The 14,691-nt window shown below is 45.0% G+C and carries 12 protein-coding genes; 9 read left to right on the top strand and 3 right to left on the bottom strand.

Going from position 1 to position 14,691, the window contains the following annotated elements; translation table 11 throughout:
- Positions 1 to 47 precede the first annotated feature (47 nt).
- A complete protein-coding gene (locus BHV83_RS08970; RefSeq protein WP_005633288.1) occupies positions 48 to 1,001 on the bottom strand; it encodes a DUF6807 domain-containing protein in 954 nt (317 codons plus the stop codon).
- A 259-nt stretch (positions 1,002 to 1,260) separates the two neighbouring features.
- On the opposite strand from BHV83_RS08970, the gene BHV83_RS08965 reads away from it, so the two are divergent.
- From BHV83_RS08965 to BHV83_RS08955, 3 genes are read left to right on the top strand one after another with little or no spacing between them, the layout of a single operon-like run.
- Entirely contained in the window at positions 1,261 to 1,935 is a 675-nt protein-coding gene (locus tag BHV83_RS08965) for a succinate dehydrogenase cytochrome b subunit (RefSeq protein WP_005633284.1), read from the top strand.
- A gap of 38 nt (positions 1,936 to 1,973) precedes the next feature.
- Entirely contained in the window at positions 1,974 to 3,917 is a 1,944-nt protein-coding gene (locus BHV83_RS08960; protein ID WP_005633282.1) for a fumarate reductase/succinate dehydrogenase flavoprotein subunit, read from the top strand.
- Positions 3,918 to 3,944: 27 nt separating this feature from the next.
- Positions 3,945 to 4,700, top strand: coding sequence for a succinate dehydrogenase/fumarate reductase iron-sulfur subunit (locus BHV83_RS08955; RefSeq protein ID WP_005633281.1), 756 nt, complete (start codon positions 3,945 to 3,947; stop codon positions 4,698 to 4,700).
- A 322-nt stretch (positions 4,701 to 5,022) separates the two neighbouring features.
- Here the strand turns inward: BHV83_RS08955 and dusB are convergent, their stop codons facing one another.
- Positions 5,023 to 6,054 carry a tRNA dihydrouridine synthase DusB gene (gene dusB, locus BHV83_RS08950; RefSeq protein WP_286757413.1) on the bottom strand — a complete coding sequence of 344 codons (1,032 nt, stop codon included), beginning with the start codon at positions 6,052 to 6,054 and terminating at the stop codon, positions 5,023 to 5,025.
- Between the two features lie 368 nt (positions 6,055 to 6,422).
- On the opposite strand from dusB, the gene BHV83_RS08945 reads away from it, so the two are divergent.
- The 3 genes from BHV83_RS08945 to dprA are packed head-to-tail and all read left to right on the top strand — an operon-like array spanning position 6,423 to position 9,213.
- Positions 6,423 to 7,694 (top strand): peptidase U32 family protein, encoded by a 1,272-nt coding sequence (locus BHV83_RS08945; RefSeq protein WP_005633262.1) that lies wholly within the window; start codon positions 6,423 to 6,425, stop codon positions 7,692 to 7,694.
- The gene (locus BHV83_RS08940) at positions 7,694 to 8,101 is read left to right on the top strand and encodes an acyl-CoA thioesterase (protein ID WP_008156366.1); all 408 of its coding nucleotides are present in this window, start codon (positions 7,694 to 7,696) and stop codon (positions 8,099 to 8,101) included. The genes BHV83_RS08945 and BHV83_RS08940 overlap by 1 nt, the downstream gene beginning before the upstream one ends.
- A complete protein-coding gene (gene dprA, locus BHV83_RS08935) occupies positions 8,098 to 9,213 on the top strand; it encodes a DNA-processing protein DprA (RefSeq protein WP_005633257.1) in 1,116 nt (371 codons plus the stop codon). Before BHV83_RS08940 ends, dprA begins: the two co-directional genes overlap by 4 nt.
- Before the next feature lie 250 nt (positions 9,214 to 9,463).
- On the opposite strand, the gene BHV83_RS08930 is transcribed toward dprA, so the two are convergent.
- The gene (locus tag BHV83_RS08930) at positions 9,464 to 10,354 is read right to left on the bottom strand and encodes a glycerophosphodiester phosphodiesterase family protein (protein WP_122205479.1); all 891 of its coding nucleotides are present in this window, start codon (positions 10,352 to 10,354) and stop codon (positions 9,464 to 9,466) included.
- A gap of 608 nt (positions 10,355 to 10,962) precedes the next feature.
- Between BHV83_RS08930 and BHV83_RS08925 the strand changes: the two genes are divergently transcribed.
- Genes BHV83_RS08925 through BHV83_RS08915 form a run of 3 tightly spaced genes read left to right on the top strand, consistent with a single transcriptional unit; the run spans position 10,963 to position 14,669 of the window.
- The gene (locus tag BHV83_RS08925; protein ID WP_005633254.1) at positions 10,963 to 11,325 is read left to right on the top strand and encodes a BlaI/MecI/CopY family transcriptional regulator; all 363 of its coding nucleotides are present in this window, start codon (positions 10,963 to 10,965) and stop codon (positions 11,323 to 11,325) included.
- A gap of 20 nt (positions 11,326 to 11,345) precedes the next feature.
- Positions 11,346 to 13,082, top strand: a complete 1,737-nt coding sequence (locus BHV83_RS08920) for a M56 family metallopeptidase (RefSeq protein WP_286757412.1) — start codon at positions 11,346 to 11,348, stop codon at positions 13,080 to 13,082.
- Positions 13,083 to 13,115: 33 nt separating this feature from the next.
- Positions 13,116 to 14,669, top strand: a complete 1,554-nt coding sequence (locus tag BHV83_RS08915; protein WP_005644834.1) for a tetratricopeptide repeat protein — start codon at positions 13,116 to 13,118, stop codon at positions 14,667 to 14,669.
- The last annotated feature ends 22 nt before the right edge of the window (positions 14,670 to 14,691 follow it).

The following is a 14,691-nucleotide window of genomic DNA, read 5'->3' as shown; positions in this document are numbered from 1 at the left end:
TCTTGTTTACCTTGCCCTGCAAATTGTCAGTTTGTTTTAGTAGAAATTCAATCACGTTCGAAATCGGACAGCACTTCTGCCGTAGTAGCGTTGATGTTCTTGTCCAATACATAAATGCGGTAAGACAGGCTCAGTTCTTTACCGGGTTCCAAGGTGAATGCCTTCTGCTTGGTCGGTGAGAAATTCCACATGACGTCACCGGCAGGCTTGTTGACAGTTTTGTCCCATACGCGTAAAGGCTCAGGATAGTTCAGGTTGGAAGGGGAGGCAACGATTAGGATACAGGCCTTTTCGTTTCCGGCTTTCCCTTGATAGTAGCACCAACGGGCTCTCGAACCGTCAGCTTCGTCGCGGGAAAGGCCTTCCGAGGTGAGCATTTCGGCTGTCTGATCGTTCCAGTCTTCGCGCGTACGGATGCATATGCCGCCATAACGGTAAGCTTCCATGGTGATCGGGCTGGGGCTGGCGAGGCGGATAGTGGTATGATAGTCGATGTAATAACCTGGTAAGGATGTTGTCCCGATGTTGATCTCCAGGCGTTCGTTCATTGCTACTTTTTCTGCGGGAGAATCGGGGTAGACCACATGGTCCAGTGTCGCAACAAAACCGTTGTCGGATACGTGTTCGAAGTTGCGGAAGCGAACTGTTCCTTGTTTTTTGTGGAGATTCCAGAAATCGATCTCGTTTCCTTCGAACGTGGTTTTCGTCCAGGCATACCACAAACCGAAATGATGGTAATGGTCGGCGGGAGAACAATTGGTCATCACTTCGCCTCCCAATGTCTTCAAAGGATGGATGAAACCGCTGCGTTTATAGACCGAGTCAACGCCAGGGGCTGGGTAAACCGTGGTATAGTTGTAAGAGAACAACAGTTTATCTCCTATCTTATAGTCTAAGGTTTTCCCCGTGTCGACGACGGAACAGGATGTTTCGGAAGGCTGACAAGAGCCTAAGAACAGAGAAATCAAAAAAACACCAATAGAAAAAATAGCAGTTTTCATAATATGACAATTAAATAATAATCAGTTATCCGGCAAGACCTTGCCTGTATCGGCTACAAAAAAACGAAATTTTTTCGTTTCGCACAATCCGTTTGTGATATCTGATGCAAATAAAACCAGCCAGCAAGCAGCGTTCTAATTGATGAAATATTTCTTTAATCGTTTGCGTGATATGGGGATTTAGCATACCTTTGCACGATAATAACCATAGATTGGAGGAAATTTCTAAATACAATTAAATAACTTAAATTATTATCTTATGTGGTTACTTAATTCTTCTATCGGGAAGAAGCTGATAATGAGTATATCAGGTCTTTTTCTCATTCTGTTCTTGGTGTTCCACTTATGTATGAACATTGCGGCAGTATTTTCTGGTGAAGCGTATAACGTGATTTGCGGTTTGCTGGGTTCTAACTGGTATGCTTTGCTCGGTACATTGGTGTTGGCTGCAGGTGTAGTCGTGCACTTCGTGTATGCTATTATCTTGACTCTGCAGAATCGTAAGGCTCGCGGTAACGACCGTTATGCCATCAACGCTCGTCCGAAAGGTGTTGAATGGGCTTCTCAGAACATGTTTGTTTTGGGTGTGATCGTTATCCTGTTCATGGTTCTGCACTTTACTCAGTTCTGGTACAACATGATGTTTGCCGAACTGGCAGGTATTCATGGTGACATTCATCCGCAGGATGGTGCAGCGTTTATCAATTTCTACTTCCAGGGCAATGTTGTGAATACGGTGTTGTATCTGATCTGGTTCGTTGCTCTGTGGTTTCACCTGACTCACGGTTTCTGGTCTGCGATTCACACAATTGGCTGGAACAATACCGTTTGGTTAAGCCGTTGGGAATGTATCTCTAAATGGGTTGCCACTATTATTTGTGGCTTATTCGCTGTTATCACAGTTATCTTCTACCTGAACGGTGTAGGTGCTTAATTTCGGATATTATTTTTTCAATTTGAAAATAAAACATTATGACTCAAATAGATTCTAAAATTCCTCAAGGCCCGTTGGCTGAGAAGTGGACAAATTATAAAAATCACCAGAAATTGGTGAATCCCGCAAACAAACGTCGTTTGGACATAATTGTAGTAGGTACTGGTCTGGCGGGTGCTTCTGCTGCTGCCTCTCTGGCTGAAATGGGATTCAATGTATTGAATTTCTGTATTCAGGACTCTCCCCGTCGTGCACACTCTATCGCTGCACAGGGCGGTATCAATGCGGCAAAGAATTATCAGAATGATGGTGACTCGGTTTATCGTCTGTTCTACGATACAATCAAAGGTGGTGACTACCGTGCCCGCGAAGCAAACGTCTATCGTCTGGCTGAAGTGTCAAACTCTATCATCGACCAGTGCGTAGCACAGGGTGTACCATTCGCTCGCGAATATGGTGGTCTGTTGGATAACCGTTCATTCGGGGGTGCTCAGGTATCCCGTACGTTCTATGCCCGTGGTCAGACCGGACAGCAGCTGCTGTTGGGTGCTTACTCTGCATTGAGTCGTCAGATTGGTTTGGGAAAGGTGAAGATGTACACACGCCATGAAATGCTGGATGTTGTGAAGGTTGACGGACGTGCTCGCGGTATTATTGCCCGTAATTTGATTACCGGTAAGATCGAACGTTTTGCCGCTCACGCAGTCGTTGTTGCGACAGGTGGTTATGTAAATACATTCTTCTTGTCTACTAACGCGATGGCGTCTAACGGTTCTGCTGCATGGCAGTGCTACAAGAAAGGGGCTTACTTTGCTAATCCTTGTATGGTGCAGATCCACCCGACTTGTGTGCCGGTGAAAGGTGACTTCCAGTCTAAGCTGACTTTGATGTCAGAATCACTGCGTAACGACGGCCGTATCTGGGTTCCGAAGAAGCTGGAAGATGCGAAGGCATTGCAGGCCGGAACAAAAAAAGGTAAGGATATTCCTGAAGCAGATCGCGACTACTATCTGGAACGTCGTTATCCGGCATTCGGTAACTTGGTTCCTCGTGATGTGGCTTCACGTGCCGCTAAAGAACGTTGTGATGCCGGTTTCGGTGTAAATAGCACGGGCTTGGCTGTATTCCTGGATTTCTCCGATGCTATCAACCGTCTGGGTAAGGAAGTGGTTAAACAGAAATATGGTAACCTGTTCGATATGTACGAAGAGATCACGAACGATGATCCGTACGAAACTCCGATGATGATTTATCCTGCATTGCACTACTCAATGGGTGGTTTGTGGGTAGACTATGAATTGATGACTTCTATTCCGGGGCTGTTCGCAATCGGTGAAGCCAACTTCTCTGACCACGGCGCTAACCGTCTGGGTGCTTCTGCTTTGATGCAGGGATTGGCTGATGGTTACTTTGTATTGCCTTACACGATCCAGAACTATCTGTCTGACCAGATCCAGGTTCCGCGCTTCAGCACTGACCTGCCTGAATTTGTGGAAGCAGAAAAGGCTATTAACGCCCGTATCGCGAAGTTGATGAACGTGAAGGGTAAAGAAACAGTCGATTCTATCCACCGTAAGCTGGGACATATCATGTGGGAACACGTCGGTATGGCACGCGACGCGGAAGGTTTGAAAGAAGCTATCCAAATGTTGAAAGACCTGAAGAAGGAATTCTGGAGCAATGTATTCATTCCGGGTGAAGCGAACAGCTTGAACGTGGAATTGGACAAGGCATTGCGTTTGGCTGACTTTATCGAAATCGGTGCATTGATGGCACACGATGCGTTAGACCGCGCAGAATCTTGTGGTGGCCACTTCCGTACGGAACATCAGACCGAAGAAGGCGAAGCTATGCGTCATGACGATAAGTTCATGTACGTCTCTTGTTGGGAATACCAGGGTGAAGACAAAGACCCGGTTATGCTGAAGGAAGATTTGAACTATCAGTTCGTTGTTCCTCAAACACGTAACTACAAGAAGTAATAATCATCAATCACAAAAATTAGAATCATGGATAAAGATATAAAGGTAACACTTAAAGTTTGGCGTCAGAAAGGTCCGAAAGATAAAGGACAGTTTGAGACTTACCAAATCGACAAAATCAATCAGAGTGTTTCTTTCTTGGAAATGTTAGACATTTTGAATGAACGTTTGGTTAGCGAAGGTAAAGAACCTATCGTATTCGACCACGACTGCCGTGAAGGTATCTGCGGTATGTGTTCATTGTATGTAAACGGACATCCGCACGGACCGGCAACAGGTGCAACAACCTGTCAGCTCTATATGCGCCGTTTCAATGATGGTGAGACGATTACGATCGAGCCGTGGCGTTCTGCCGGTTTCCCGGTAATCCGCGACTTGATGGTAGACCGTTATGCTTATGATAAGATTATCCAGGCAGGTGGTTTCGTTTCTGTAAACACAGGTGGGGTTCCTGATGCTAATGCAATTCCTATTTCTAAGGCTGATGCGGATTTGGCTATGGATGCTGCTGCTTGTATCGGCTGCGGTGCTTGTGCTGCTGCTTGTAAGAACGGTTCAGCTATGCTGTTCGTCTCTGCAAAGGTTAGCCAGCTGGCTCTTTTGCCTCAGGGTAAGGTGGAAGCTGCTCGTCGTGCAAAAGCAATGGTTGCTAAGATGGATGAACTGGGCTTTGGTAACTGTACGAACACTCGCGCTTGCGAAATGGAATGTCCGAAGAACATCTCCGTTAGCAACATCGCTCGCTTGAACCGCGAGTTCATCTCTGCTAAGTTACAAGACTAATACATTATATATATGTATATGGAAAAGCCCGTCGTCAATGGCAACGGGCTTTCTTTATGTTCGTTCAAACCCACAAAAAAGCCGCACTCCCTATAATAAAAGTGGATGCGGCTTTTTTGTTGCTTTCCAGTGAAACAGTCTCTCGATTCCCTCTCTGCAAAGACTTTGTTAACCTTAGATCTAAAATACTATGAAAAAAAACTCACTGCAAATATAAAGTATATTTACTGAATACGCAAGAGTTTGTAATTACATTTTATTGCAAATTTGCTACTTTTTGTTTTAAAATTGACACTGTGTGCGGATTCACACTGTTATTATATCAACAATCGATCGATTCTGACACTTGAGAGTCGCTTTGAAATCCGTATCCTGTATGAAATTTGTCGGGGATGAAATCCAGAATGTCGAATAATGCTTCCACTGTTTCCGCACGTAGCATGGCGACGCGTGTCTGCTTGAAGTCTGCAATACCTTTAAACAGCGGAGTTGCAGCCAAATGGCGGCGAATGTGGAGAATTCCCCGGCGCTCATCCAAACGTTCCACGCTTTGTTCCACCTGCTTTTTCAGTATGTCCAAATACCATGAAAAAGATTCGGCAGGCAATGTCTCGCCTGTATCCAGATAATGCCTCACTTCTCTGAAAATCCAGGGGCGGCCTATGCTACCCCGGCCAATCATAACGGCATCCACGCCATATTGTTCGAAACGTTGTTTGCAGATTTCGGCGGAAGTCACATCGCCATTGCCGATGATGGGAATTTGTATGCGGGGATTGTTTTTTACTTCACCGATCAGTGTCCAGTCTGCCTCTCCTGTGTACATCTGTGCCCGGGTACGTCCGTGGATGGAAAGGGCTGCGATACCGCAATCCTGTAGTTGTTCGGCCAAGTCTACGATGATCCGGTTGTCGGCATCCCAGCCCAAGCGGGTTTTTACGGTGACAGGGATGTTCACCGCTTTGACGACTTCACGGGTGATGTCCAGCATCAGTGGAATATTGCGCAGCATGCCGGCGCCTGCTCCTTTGCCTGCCACTCGTTTGACAGGGCAACCGAAATTGATATCGAGAATGTCCGGATGAGCGGCTTCGCAAATTTGCGCGGCTTCGACCATTGTCGGAACATCACGGCCATATATTTGTATGGCGACCGGACGTTCTTCATCCGCCACATTCAGCTTTTGCTGTGTTTTATTTACACTGCGGATCAGGGCGTCTGCTGAAACAAATTCGGTATAAACCATATCGGCACCAAAACGTTTGCACATCAACCGGAAAGAAATATCTGTAACGTCTTCCATCGGAGCTAAGAAGATGGGGCGTTCGCCTAAATCTATTGTACCTATTTTCATATTTATATTATCAATGACGGGGACAAAGGTACTGATTTCCTGCTAAAAACAGGGATAAAAGGATATCTACTAAAAAATGTAGTAATTGATCAATAAAAAGTACAAATGTCATACTGTCAATGATATAGATAAAATGATAAGCTGAAATCATGATAGTTGCATGATAGTAGTATGATAGTTAAAAATAGAAACTATCATGTCTTAAGGTATTGAATAACAGATTCTAAAGGACAACAATGCCAGTATGATGGTTGTTTTGCAAATCTTTATAGAAAATGGTATTTGATCACGATTTTGATGCTCTGAGAAACGGATACCCATGCAATTCTTCTCGGATATTATTCCTACCTTTGCGAACGAACCAGTAAATGTATAAGAACTTGAACGAGAAAGATTTTGAAATAATGGCGCCTGTCGGTTCGTACGAATCACTGATGGCGGCTATCCAAGGGGGAGCCGATTCTATCTATTTCGGTATCGAAGGATTGAATATGCGTTCGCGCTCTTCCAATAACTTTACGACAGACGATTTGCGCAAGATCGTTGCGCTTTGTCGTGAGCACGGTATTAAGAGCTATTTGACCGTCAATACGGTTATTTATGGGGAAGACCTGCCTCTGATGCGCGAGATTATCGATGCGGCGAAGGAGGCGGAAGTTTCAGCGATCATTGCGGCCGATGTGGCAGCTATGAACTATGCCAACAGCATCGGACAGGAGGTGCATCTTTCCACACAGCTCAACATTTCCAATGCGGAAGCACTGAAATTCTATGCCCGTTTTGCCGATGTTGTCGTCTTGGCGCGTGAGCTGAATTTGAAACAGGTGCATGAAATCTATCGGCAGATCGTCGACCAGCAGATTACGGGACCGAAAGGAGAACTGATCCGTATCGAAATGTTTGCCCACGGAGCTCTCTGTATGGCCGTTTCCGGTAAATGTTACCTGAGCCTGCACGAAATGAACGCTTCCGCCAACCGGGGAGCTTGCATGCAGATTTGTCGGCGTGCTTATTCGGTAAAAGATAAAGACAGCAATATCGAACTGGATATCGAAAACCAGTATATTATGTCGCCTAAAGACCTTAAGACAATTCATTTCATGAATAAGATGATGGATGCAGGTGTACGGGTATTCAAGATCGAAGGACGTGCCCGCGGTCCTGAATATGTCCGCCTGGTGACCGAATGCTATAAGGAAGCTGTGCGTGCCTATTGCAATGGCACGTTCGATGAAAAGAAAGTTGCCGCTTGGGACGAACGCCTGCGCAGTGTGTTCAACCGAGGATTCTGGGACGGCTATTATTTGGGGCAACGGTTGGGTGAGTGGAGTAGCAAATATGGCTCCGGCGCGACTAAGAAGAAAGTGTATGTTGCCAAAGGAATCAAATATTTCGACAAGATCGGCGTGGCGGAGTTCGAAATGGAATCCGGTAACCTGAAAGTGGGTGATGAGATCCTGATTACCGGACCGACAACGGGTGCGGTTATGCAGACGATAGAAGAAATCCGTGTGGACTTGAAGCCGGTGGACGAGACCGTTAAAGGTGAACGGTTCTCTCTCAAGGTGAACGAGAAGATTCGGCCGTCTGACCGATTGTATAAAATGGAAAAGGTTCAACTTGAAAAGGTATTTGAATAATGAAAGAGTATATTTTTAAACTGACAGACAAGGTCCGTGACTACGAATGCGACCTGCAAGGAGTGGTCAACAACTCCAATTATCAGCATTATATGGAACATACTCGGCATGAATTCTTGGAGTCGCTTGGTGAGAACTTCGGAAAGATGCACGAAAAAGGGGTTGACGGATTTGTATCGCGGGTAGAAATCCAGTATAAGACCTCGCTCAAGAGCGGCGACAGCTATATCTCTTGCCTCAATGTCTATAAAAAAGGAGTCAAGCTCGTATTCGAGCAGGATATATATAGGGCTTCTGACAATGCATTGGCGACGAAAGGAATCGTCGAGTCGGTTATCGTTGAGAACGGAAAGTTGACACGCGGTGAATATTTCGACGAAATGCTAAAAAGAATAGAACATACATGACTGACAAACGGATTTACCAAATCGGCCTTACTATGATAAACGGCGTGGGAGATATCCTGGCGCGTCATCTCCTGCAGGCTTTGGGAGAAGCAGAGGCTGTGTTTACTGAAAAGCAACAGTTGTTAGGAAGGATCCCTGGTATCGGCAGCAATATTGCTGCCGAAATCAAACGCCCGGAAATCTTGCAACGGGCGGAAAAAGAGTTGGCTTTTATCGAGAAAAACAATATTTCCTGTTATTATCTGACTGATACAGATTATCCGGTGCGCTTGAGAGAATGTCCGGATGCCCCTATACTTTTCTATTTTAAGGGAAATACTAACCTTGATGCAACCCGTATCATCAGTATTGTGGGTACTCGCAACGCGACCGAATATGGTCGGGAGCTTACCGAATCCCTTATAAAAGACTTGGCAAAAGTGATCCCGGACTTGTTGGTCGTGAGTGGATTGGCTTACGGCATCGATATCTGTGCCCACCGGAACGCTTTGTACAACCGACTTCCGACTGTTGCTGTGCTGGCGCATGGCTTGGATCGTATCTATCCTTCCTGCCATCGGAATACGGCTGTCGAAATGCTGGAATCGGGCGGTCTGTTGACCGATTTTCCCAGCGGTACAGAACCAGACCGTCCAAATTTCCTCCGGAGGAACCGGATTGTCGCCGGAATCTCGGATTGTACGATCGTGGTTGAATCGGCAGAAAAAGGAGGCTCTTTGGTAACTGCCGATATTGCATTCTCTTATGGCCGGGATGTCTATAGCTTTCCAGGGCGTGTCGGTGACAGCCATTCCAAAGGATGCAACAATTTGATCCGACAAAATAAAGCCGGCCTGATCACTTCTGCGGACGATCTGCTCTCCGCTCTTTGTTGGGATATCCAAGCTGGGGCTACTCCCGTTCAAACGGAGTTGTTTTTCGCCGAGGCGGAAACATTCACCTCGGAACAAAATCCGGTTTTAGCCATTATGCGAACGCGGAATGAGATCCATATCAACGAGCTTGCCTCAGTGTTGGAGATACCGGTACATCAACTCTCTATGCTATTGTTCGAACTGGAAATAAACGGGAAGGTAAAAGCGTTGCCGGGAAATCTCTATAAGCTGTCCTGACCGGCTTTTTCGTATACGATTTGTATGTGGGAGAAGAAACGGAACCTCTATAAACAATTAAAGGCTGTCTCACGACAACCCCTAACCAACTTTGTTAACCTTAAATCTAATACTATTATGAAAAAACCACATTGCAAAGATACACTCGTCAAGAGCGTTTGTCAAGCATTTTGTCGCTAATACTTGTTAATCAGATGAGCATAAATAGCAAAAAGATTTTAATCGGCTATAAAGAGTCCTTTAAACTGCGTTATTTTGTTAAATCGAGTCCTTGAAACAGGTACGGATAGTCCGTTTCGATCACGTCGGGACGAGTGCTGATCTCTGATCGGTAACCGGCGGTTTTCTCTGTTTCCGTTTTCGCGCGATCATGTGTCGGAGCAACGGAAATCATGCACATGACTCCGTTACGGTGCAGAGCGTCATACAGTGGTTGCTGTTCAGGCTTCATCTTCGGGCCTACATAAGCCATTACCTGTTTCCAGGGGATGCCGGCTTTTTCATAATTATCGAATTCTTCCCGATTCTTACACCAGCAAGAAAACATCGCATCCAGTTTCCGGTCGAGATAATAGCGGGCTTGACTGGCGTTATGTACCGTGTACATGACGTTAACAGGCTTTTCTGTTTCTATAAAATCGGCCATAACTTCTAAAGGTACATCCTTGATATCCAAATTCAGGATTGTTTTGCCTTTGCTCCATTCCAGGCATTCTTTTAAAGTTGGAATTTTGAAGGCTGTCACGTTGCCGTTTCGGTCCACCAGATTGAATTGTTGCAGTTCTGCATAAGTGTAATCTGAAACCTTTCCTTTCCCGGTAGTTGTCCGGTCGATGGTTTCGTCGTGCATCAATACGATTATCCCGTCTTTTGTCAAACGCGGATCTATCTCGAAAAACGATTCCATATAGGACAAGGTCTTTTCGAATGATTCGATGCAGTTCTCCGGATAGCCGTCTAGCATTCCACCACGATGTCCACTGATTACAATCGGGCGATCGGGAGCATACCGGAAATAGGCTTGTAGGTCCCGGCTGTTCTTCACAGTAATGTAATGAGGATTTTGTTCTTTGTCTGAAGCCAAAAGATTCCCGGCAGGCATAAAACCCCCTAAAAGGAGTACCAAAATAAAAGATAGCATTTTCATGATATTGTATTTATATAGATTCTTTGTCAATTATGCGGCTTAAAAGTAAGACTTTTTTATCAGTGGCGTACTATAAAAGCACTATAAAAACATGAAAATATGACAGGCAACAAGATGTGCAAAGAAAGAGGCAGGTATATAAAAAATTAAGGATTGTCATCTCGACAACCCCTAACCAACTTTGTTAACCTTAAATCTAATACTATTATGAAAAAACCACAATGCAAAAATACACTAGCTAAGCTTGTTTGTCAAGCCTTTTACGGATAATATATGTTAAGCTCTAATAGCTATTTTGTCAAAAAATGTTGGTTATTTATAAACTATACAGATTCCATGTAAAAACTGCTAATTCAAATACTTTTTATCGTCGGAAAAAGTGAAATCCCATGCTTAAAAAGTGTCCCCTTGGAGTATATAAAATCATTAATTAATATAGGGGGATGTTTTGGTGTGGCTGCTTATAGATAAATTCCTTTTTGGCGCATGCAGCGAATAGATGATGGATTATTAATTGTTAATACAAATTAACGCATTATTTCTTGCATATTTACGATGTATTCGTAGATTTGCGATACGATCGTAAAAAATAATATAGAAACATGGAAAGATTAACAAGACAGGAAGAGGATGTAATGCGCTGGATCTGGCAGATCGAGCCGTGTTTTATCAAAGACATCCTGGCGAAGTATGAAGAGCCTAAGCCTCCTTATACGACACTCGCTTCTATTGTGAAGAATCTGGAACGTAAGAAATACGTGAAAGCGAAACGTTACGGAAATACTTACGAATACAGGCCGCTGATCCCACAGGAGGAATATAAACGGACGTTTATGGGAAGTGTGGTGAACAACTATTTCGAGAACTCTTACAAGGAAATGGTCTCCTTTTTTGCTAAAGAACAGAAGATATCGACCGATGAGTTGAAAGAGATTATCGATATGATTGAAAAAGGACGAGAATAAACTGTTAAATACATAATGCCATGACACCGGAATTTGCCTACTTCTTGAAGGTAAATGTAGCTTTTATACTCCTTTATGCCTTCTACCGGCTGTTCTTTTATAAGGACACCTTCTTTAAACTACGCCGTACCATCTTGTTGGCATTTTTCGGGGTGTCATTGCTTTATCCGCTGATGAATATTCAGGATTGGATCCGGGAGCAGGGGCCGATAGTGGAAGTCATACAAATGTATTCAGCCATTTTGCCCGAAACGACAATAACCCCCGGCAATGTTCCCCAAACAAATTGGCATGATTTGTTACTTCCCGGTATTTCTTATCTTTATTGGAGCGGTGTAATTGCCTTATCGTTCCGTTTTTTAGTGCAGTTGAGCAGCATCTTGTTACTGGCACGGCGGTCGGAAGTGACTTTGATCCGTAACGTACGTGTACATCTGTTGAATAAACCGGCCGGTCCTTTTTCTTTTTCCCGGCTGGTATTTCTGCATCCCGACAGCCATTCCGAAAAAGAGATCGATGAGATTTTGGTACACGAGTGTACGCATGTCAGCCAGTGGCATTCGATTGACGTGATTATTTGCGAATTGGTTTGTATCATCTGTTGGGTGAATCCGTTTGTCTGGCTGTTGAAAAGAGAGGTACGTCATAATCTGGAATATTTGGCGGATGATACGGTACTTGAATCGGGCTATGACAGTCGTAGCTACCAATATCACCTTTTGGGGTTGGCACATACCAATAGATCGGTGACCTCTTTATCTAATAACTTTAATATGCTGCATCTGAAAAATCGGATCAGCATGATGAATAAGAAACGTTCCCGGAGCATAGGGAGGACGAAATACCTGATTTTTATACCGGTTGTGGGCACCTTGCTGATTTTGAGCAATGTCGATGCATTGGCCCGGATCACGGACGAACTGACGGAAAGCACGTTTGCCGATGTCTTACTACCGGAGGCTATCTTGCCGTTCCCTTTTGTCGGTGATGCTTCTCCTGCTGAAAAACGTGAGGAGTATGTGCTATCGGAGGAAGGAATTGAGGCTGCCAGACGTGCCCGTAACCAGGTGTTTACCGTTGTGGAGGTAATGCCGGAATTTCCTGGCGGACAGGGTGCTCTGCTGAAATTCCTGGCGACGAATGTCAGATACCCGGAATCGGCCGTTAAAAATGGTATAGAGGGACGGGTTAGCTGTTCTTTTGTTGTTGGAAAAGATGGAGCTATCTCGGAGGCAGAAGTGATTCGTGGGGTAAGTCCGGAACTGAATGAGGAGGCTTTGCGTGTGATAAACTCCATGCCGGTATGGTCGCCGGGAAAACAGCGGGGCAAAGCGGTTAATGTCAAATATACGGTACCGGTAACTTTCCGGCTTTCCGGTGGAAAGAAAAAAACATCCTCTCGTATCGTGCAGAGGCAGATTAAAGAAGTCGATACGTCCGGTCGTGTCTTTACGGTAGTGCAACAGATGCCGGAATTTCCGGGTGGACAGGCTTCGTTGTTGAAATATCTGGCAACACGCATAAAATATCCGGCTATTGCTCAGGAGAATGGAATACAAGGACGTGTCTCTTGCTCTTTCGTTGTCGACACGGATGGAAGTTTGAAAAATATTGAAGTGATCCGTGGAATCGATCCTTCGCTGGACAGGGAGGCTGTCCGGGTGATCCGGGAAATGCCGAAATGGAATCCTGGCGTACAAAACAATATGGCTGTAGCCGTAAAATATACGGTTCCGGTTACTTTCCGTTTGCAGTAATTGACCAGAATCGGTCATTAATACGATACCATTATGAAATGTAAGTTTTCTCTATTACTGTTTCTTTGCGTACTGTCCCTTTGGGGACAGGCGCAGAGTCTTAATCTTCAGGAATTGGTCAATAAAAAACAATTTCAGGAAGTTGTAGCACGTGCGGATAGTCTTACTCCTGCCGATTCAGCCGATTATGCTACAATGTCGGCAATCGGGCAGGCGTATGAGGGACTGTTGCGCTATAAGGAGGCCTATCAGTGTTTTTCTCATTGCTTGAAGATGGATACGAACAATGTGGATGCATTGAATGCCGTTGCCAGGAATGCGATCAATTTCGGAAGGATAGCGGAAGCTAAACAATGTTATCGTAAAGTATTGGGAACCGACAGCATGAACTTCTATGCCAACTATCAGTTGGCGCGTCTCTATTATCAGTTGGGAGATTATGGTCGAGCGACGGAACACTATCATATACTTGCTTCCATCGAAGGTGAAAATCCTTCTATCCTGACCGGGCTGGCTGATTGCCATATTAAAAGAGGGACCGGTCCTAATACGATGATCGCTCTTTCTTTGTATGCCCGTGCTTTGGAGTTGAACCCGGAAAATGTGCGTGTGGCATCTTCTCTGATAAATACGTTATTGCGGATGGGGGACGGACAGGGAGCTTTGCAGGTGTGCGATACCGCCTTGTTCTATAATCCGGATAACAGCCAGATACGGCAGAGTAAAGGGATGGCTCTCTATATGACGAAAGATTATAAGCAGGCTGATTCAGTCTATACCGGTCTATTGGCCGATGGCGATTCTTCTTTTTTGAATCTTAAATATGCGGGGGCGGCCCGCTATATGTCCGGTCATGCACTTGATGGGGTCGAGCTGCTGGAGAAGGCCTATGAAATAGATTCGACGGATGTGGAAACAGTCATGTTGTATGGCGCTTCCCTGGGAAAAACATACGACCGTAAACGGGCTTATGAGCTTTTCGATCTGGCGGAAACGAATATGCAGCCGAAAAAATTCCTAGTTAATATGTTGACGACCTTCCGAGGTGATGCCTTGGAAAGGGACGGCCGTTGGCCCGAAGCGGAAAAGCTGTATTATGCCGCATGGAAGGAAGACCCAACCCAGTTGCACTTCCTGTATAAGATCAGTACACAATACTGGGATGTCGATCCGGGACTCTTTCAGCAGGAGGAAAAATTGCAAAAGACGATTTTCAGTAGATACACTTACCTGACAGCCTATATGAAGACAGACAAGTCGCAAAAGTATCTTTATAATTACCGCCCTTTCTTGGAAGCGGTTTGTGAAGATGCCTTTTTCCGGAATGCCGATGAAGTGACGATGTTGGCTCCCGATGGGAAGAAGACGAAGTTGGCTGTCGCTGATCTGCGTGCCTTGGTCGCCCAGTTACCGCAAATGCCGGAAGATGAACGTCTGAGGCGCGAGAAGATGCAGGAACATATTAAAAAAGCCAGGGAAAAAGAAAAGGAATTGCGTAAAAGCGGTGCTAAACTCGATACGCTCGCCCTGAGTAAGGAAGAAAAAGAGAAAGCACGGAAAATGTTGAAAGACGCCGACTTGGAATAGATAGAATATCTGAACAATATAA

Source organism: Parabacteroides sp. merdae-related_45_40 (assembly GCF_001915675.1).
This window is presented reverse-complemented; position numbering and strand designations above follow the sequence as displayed.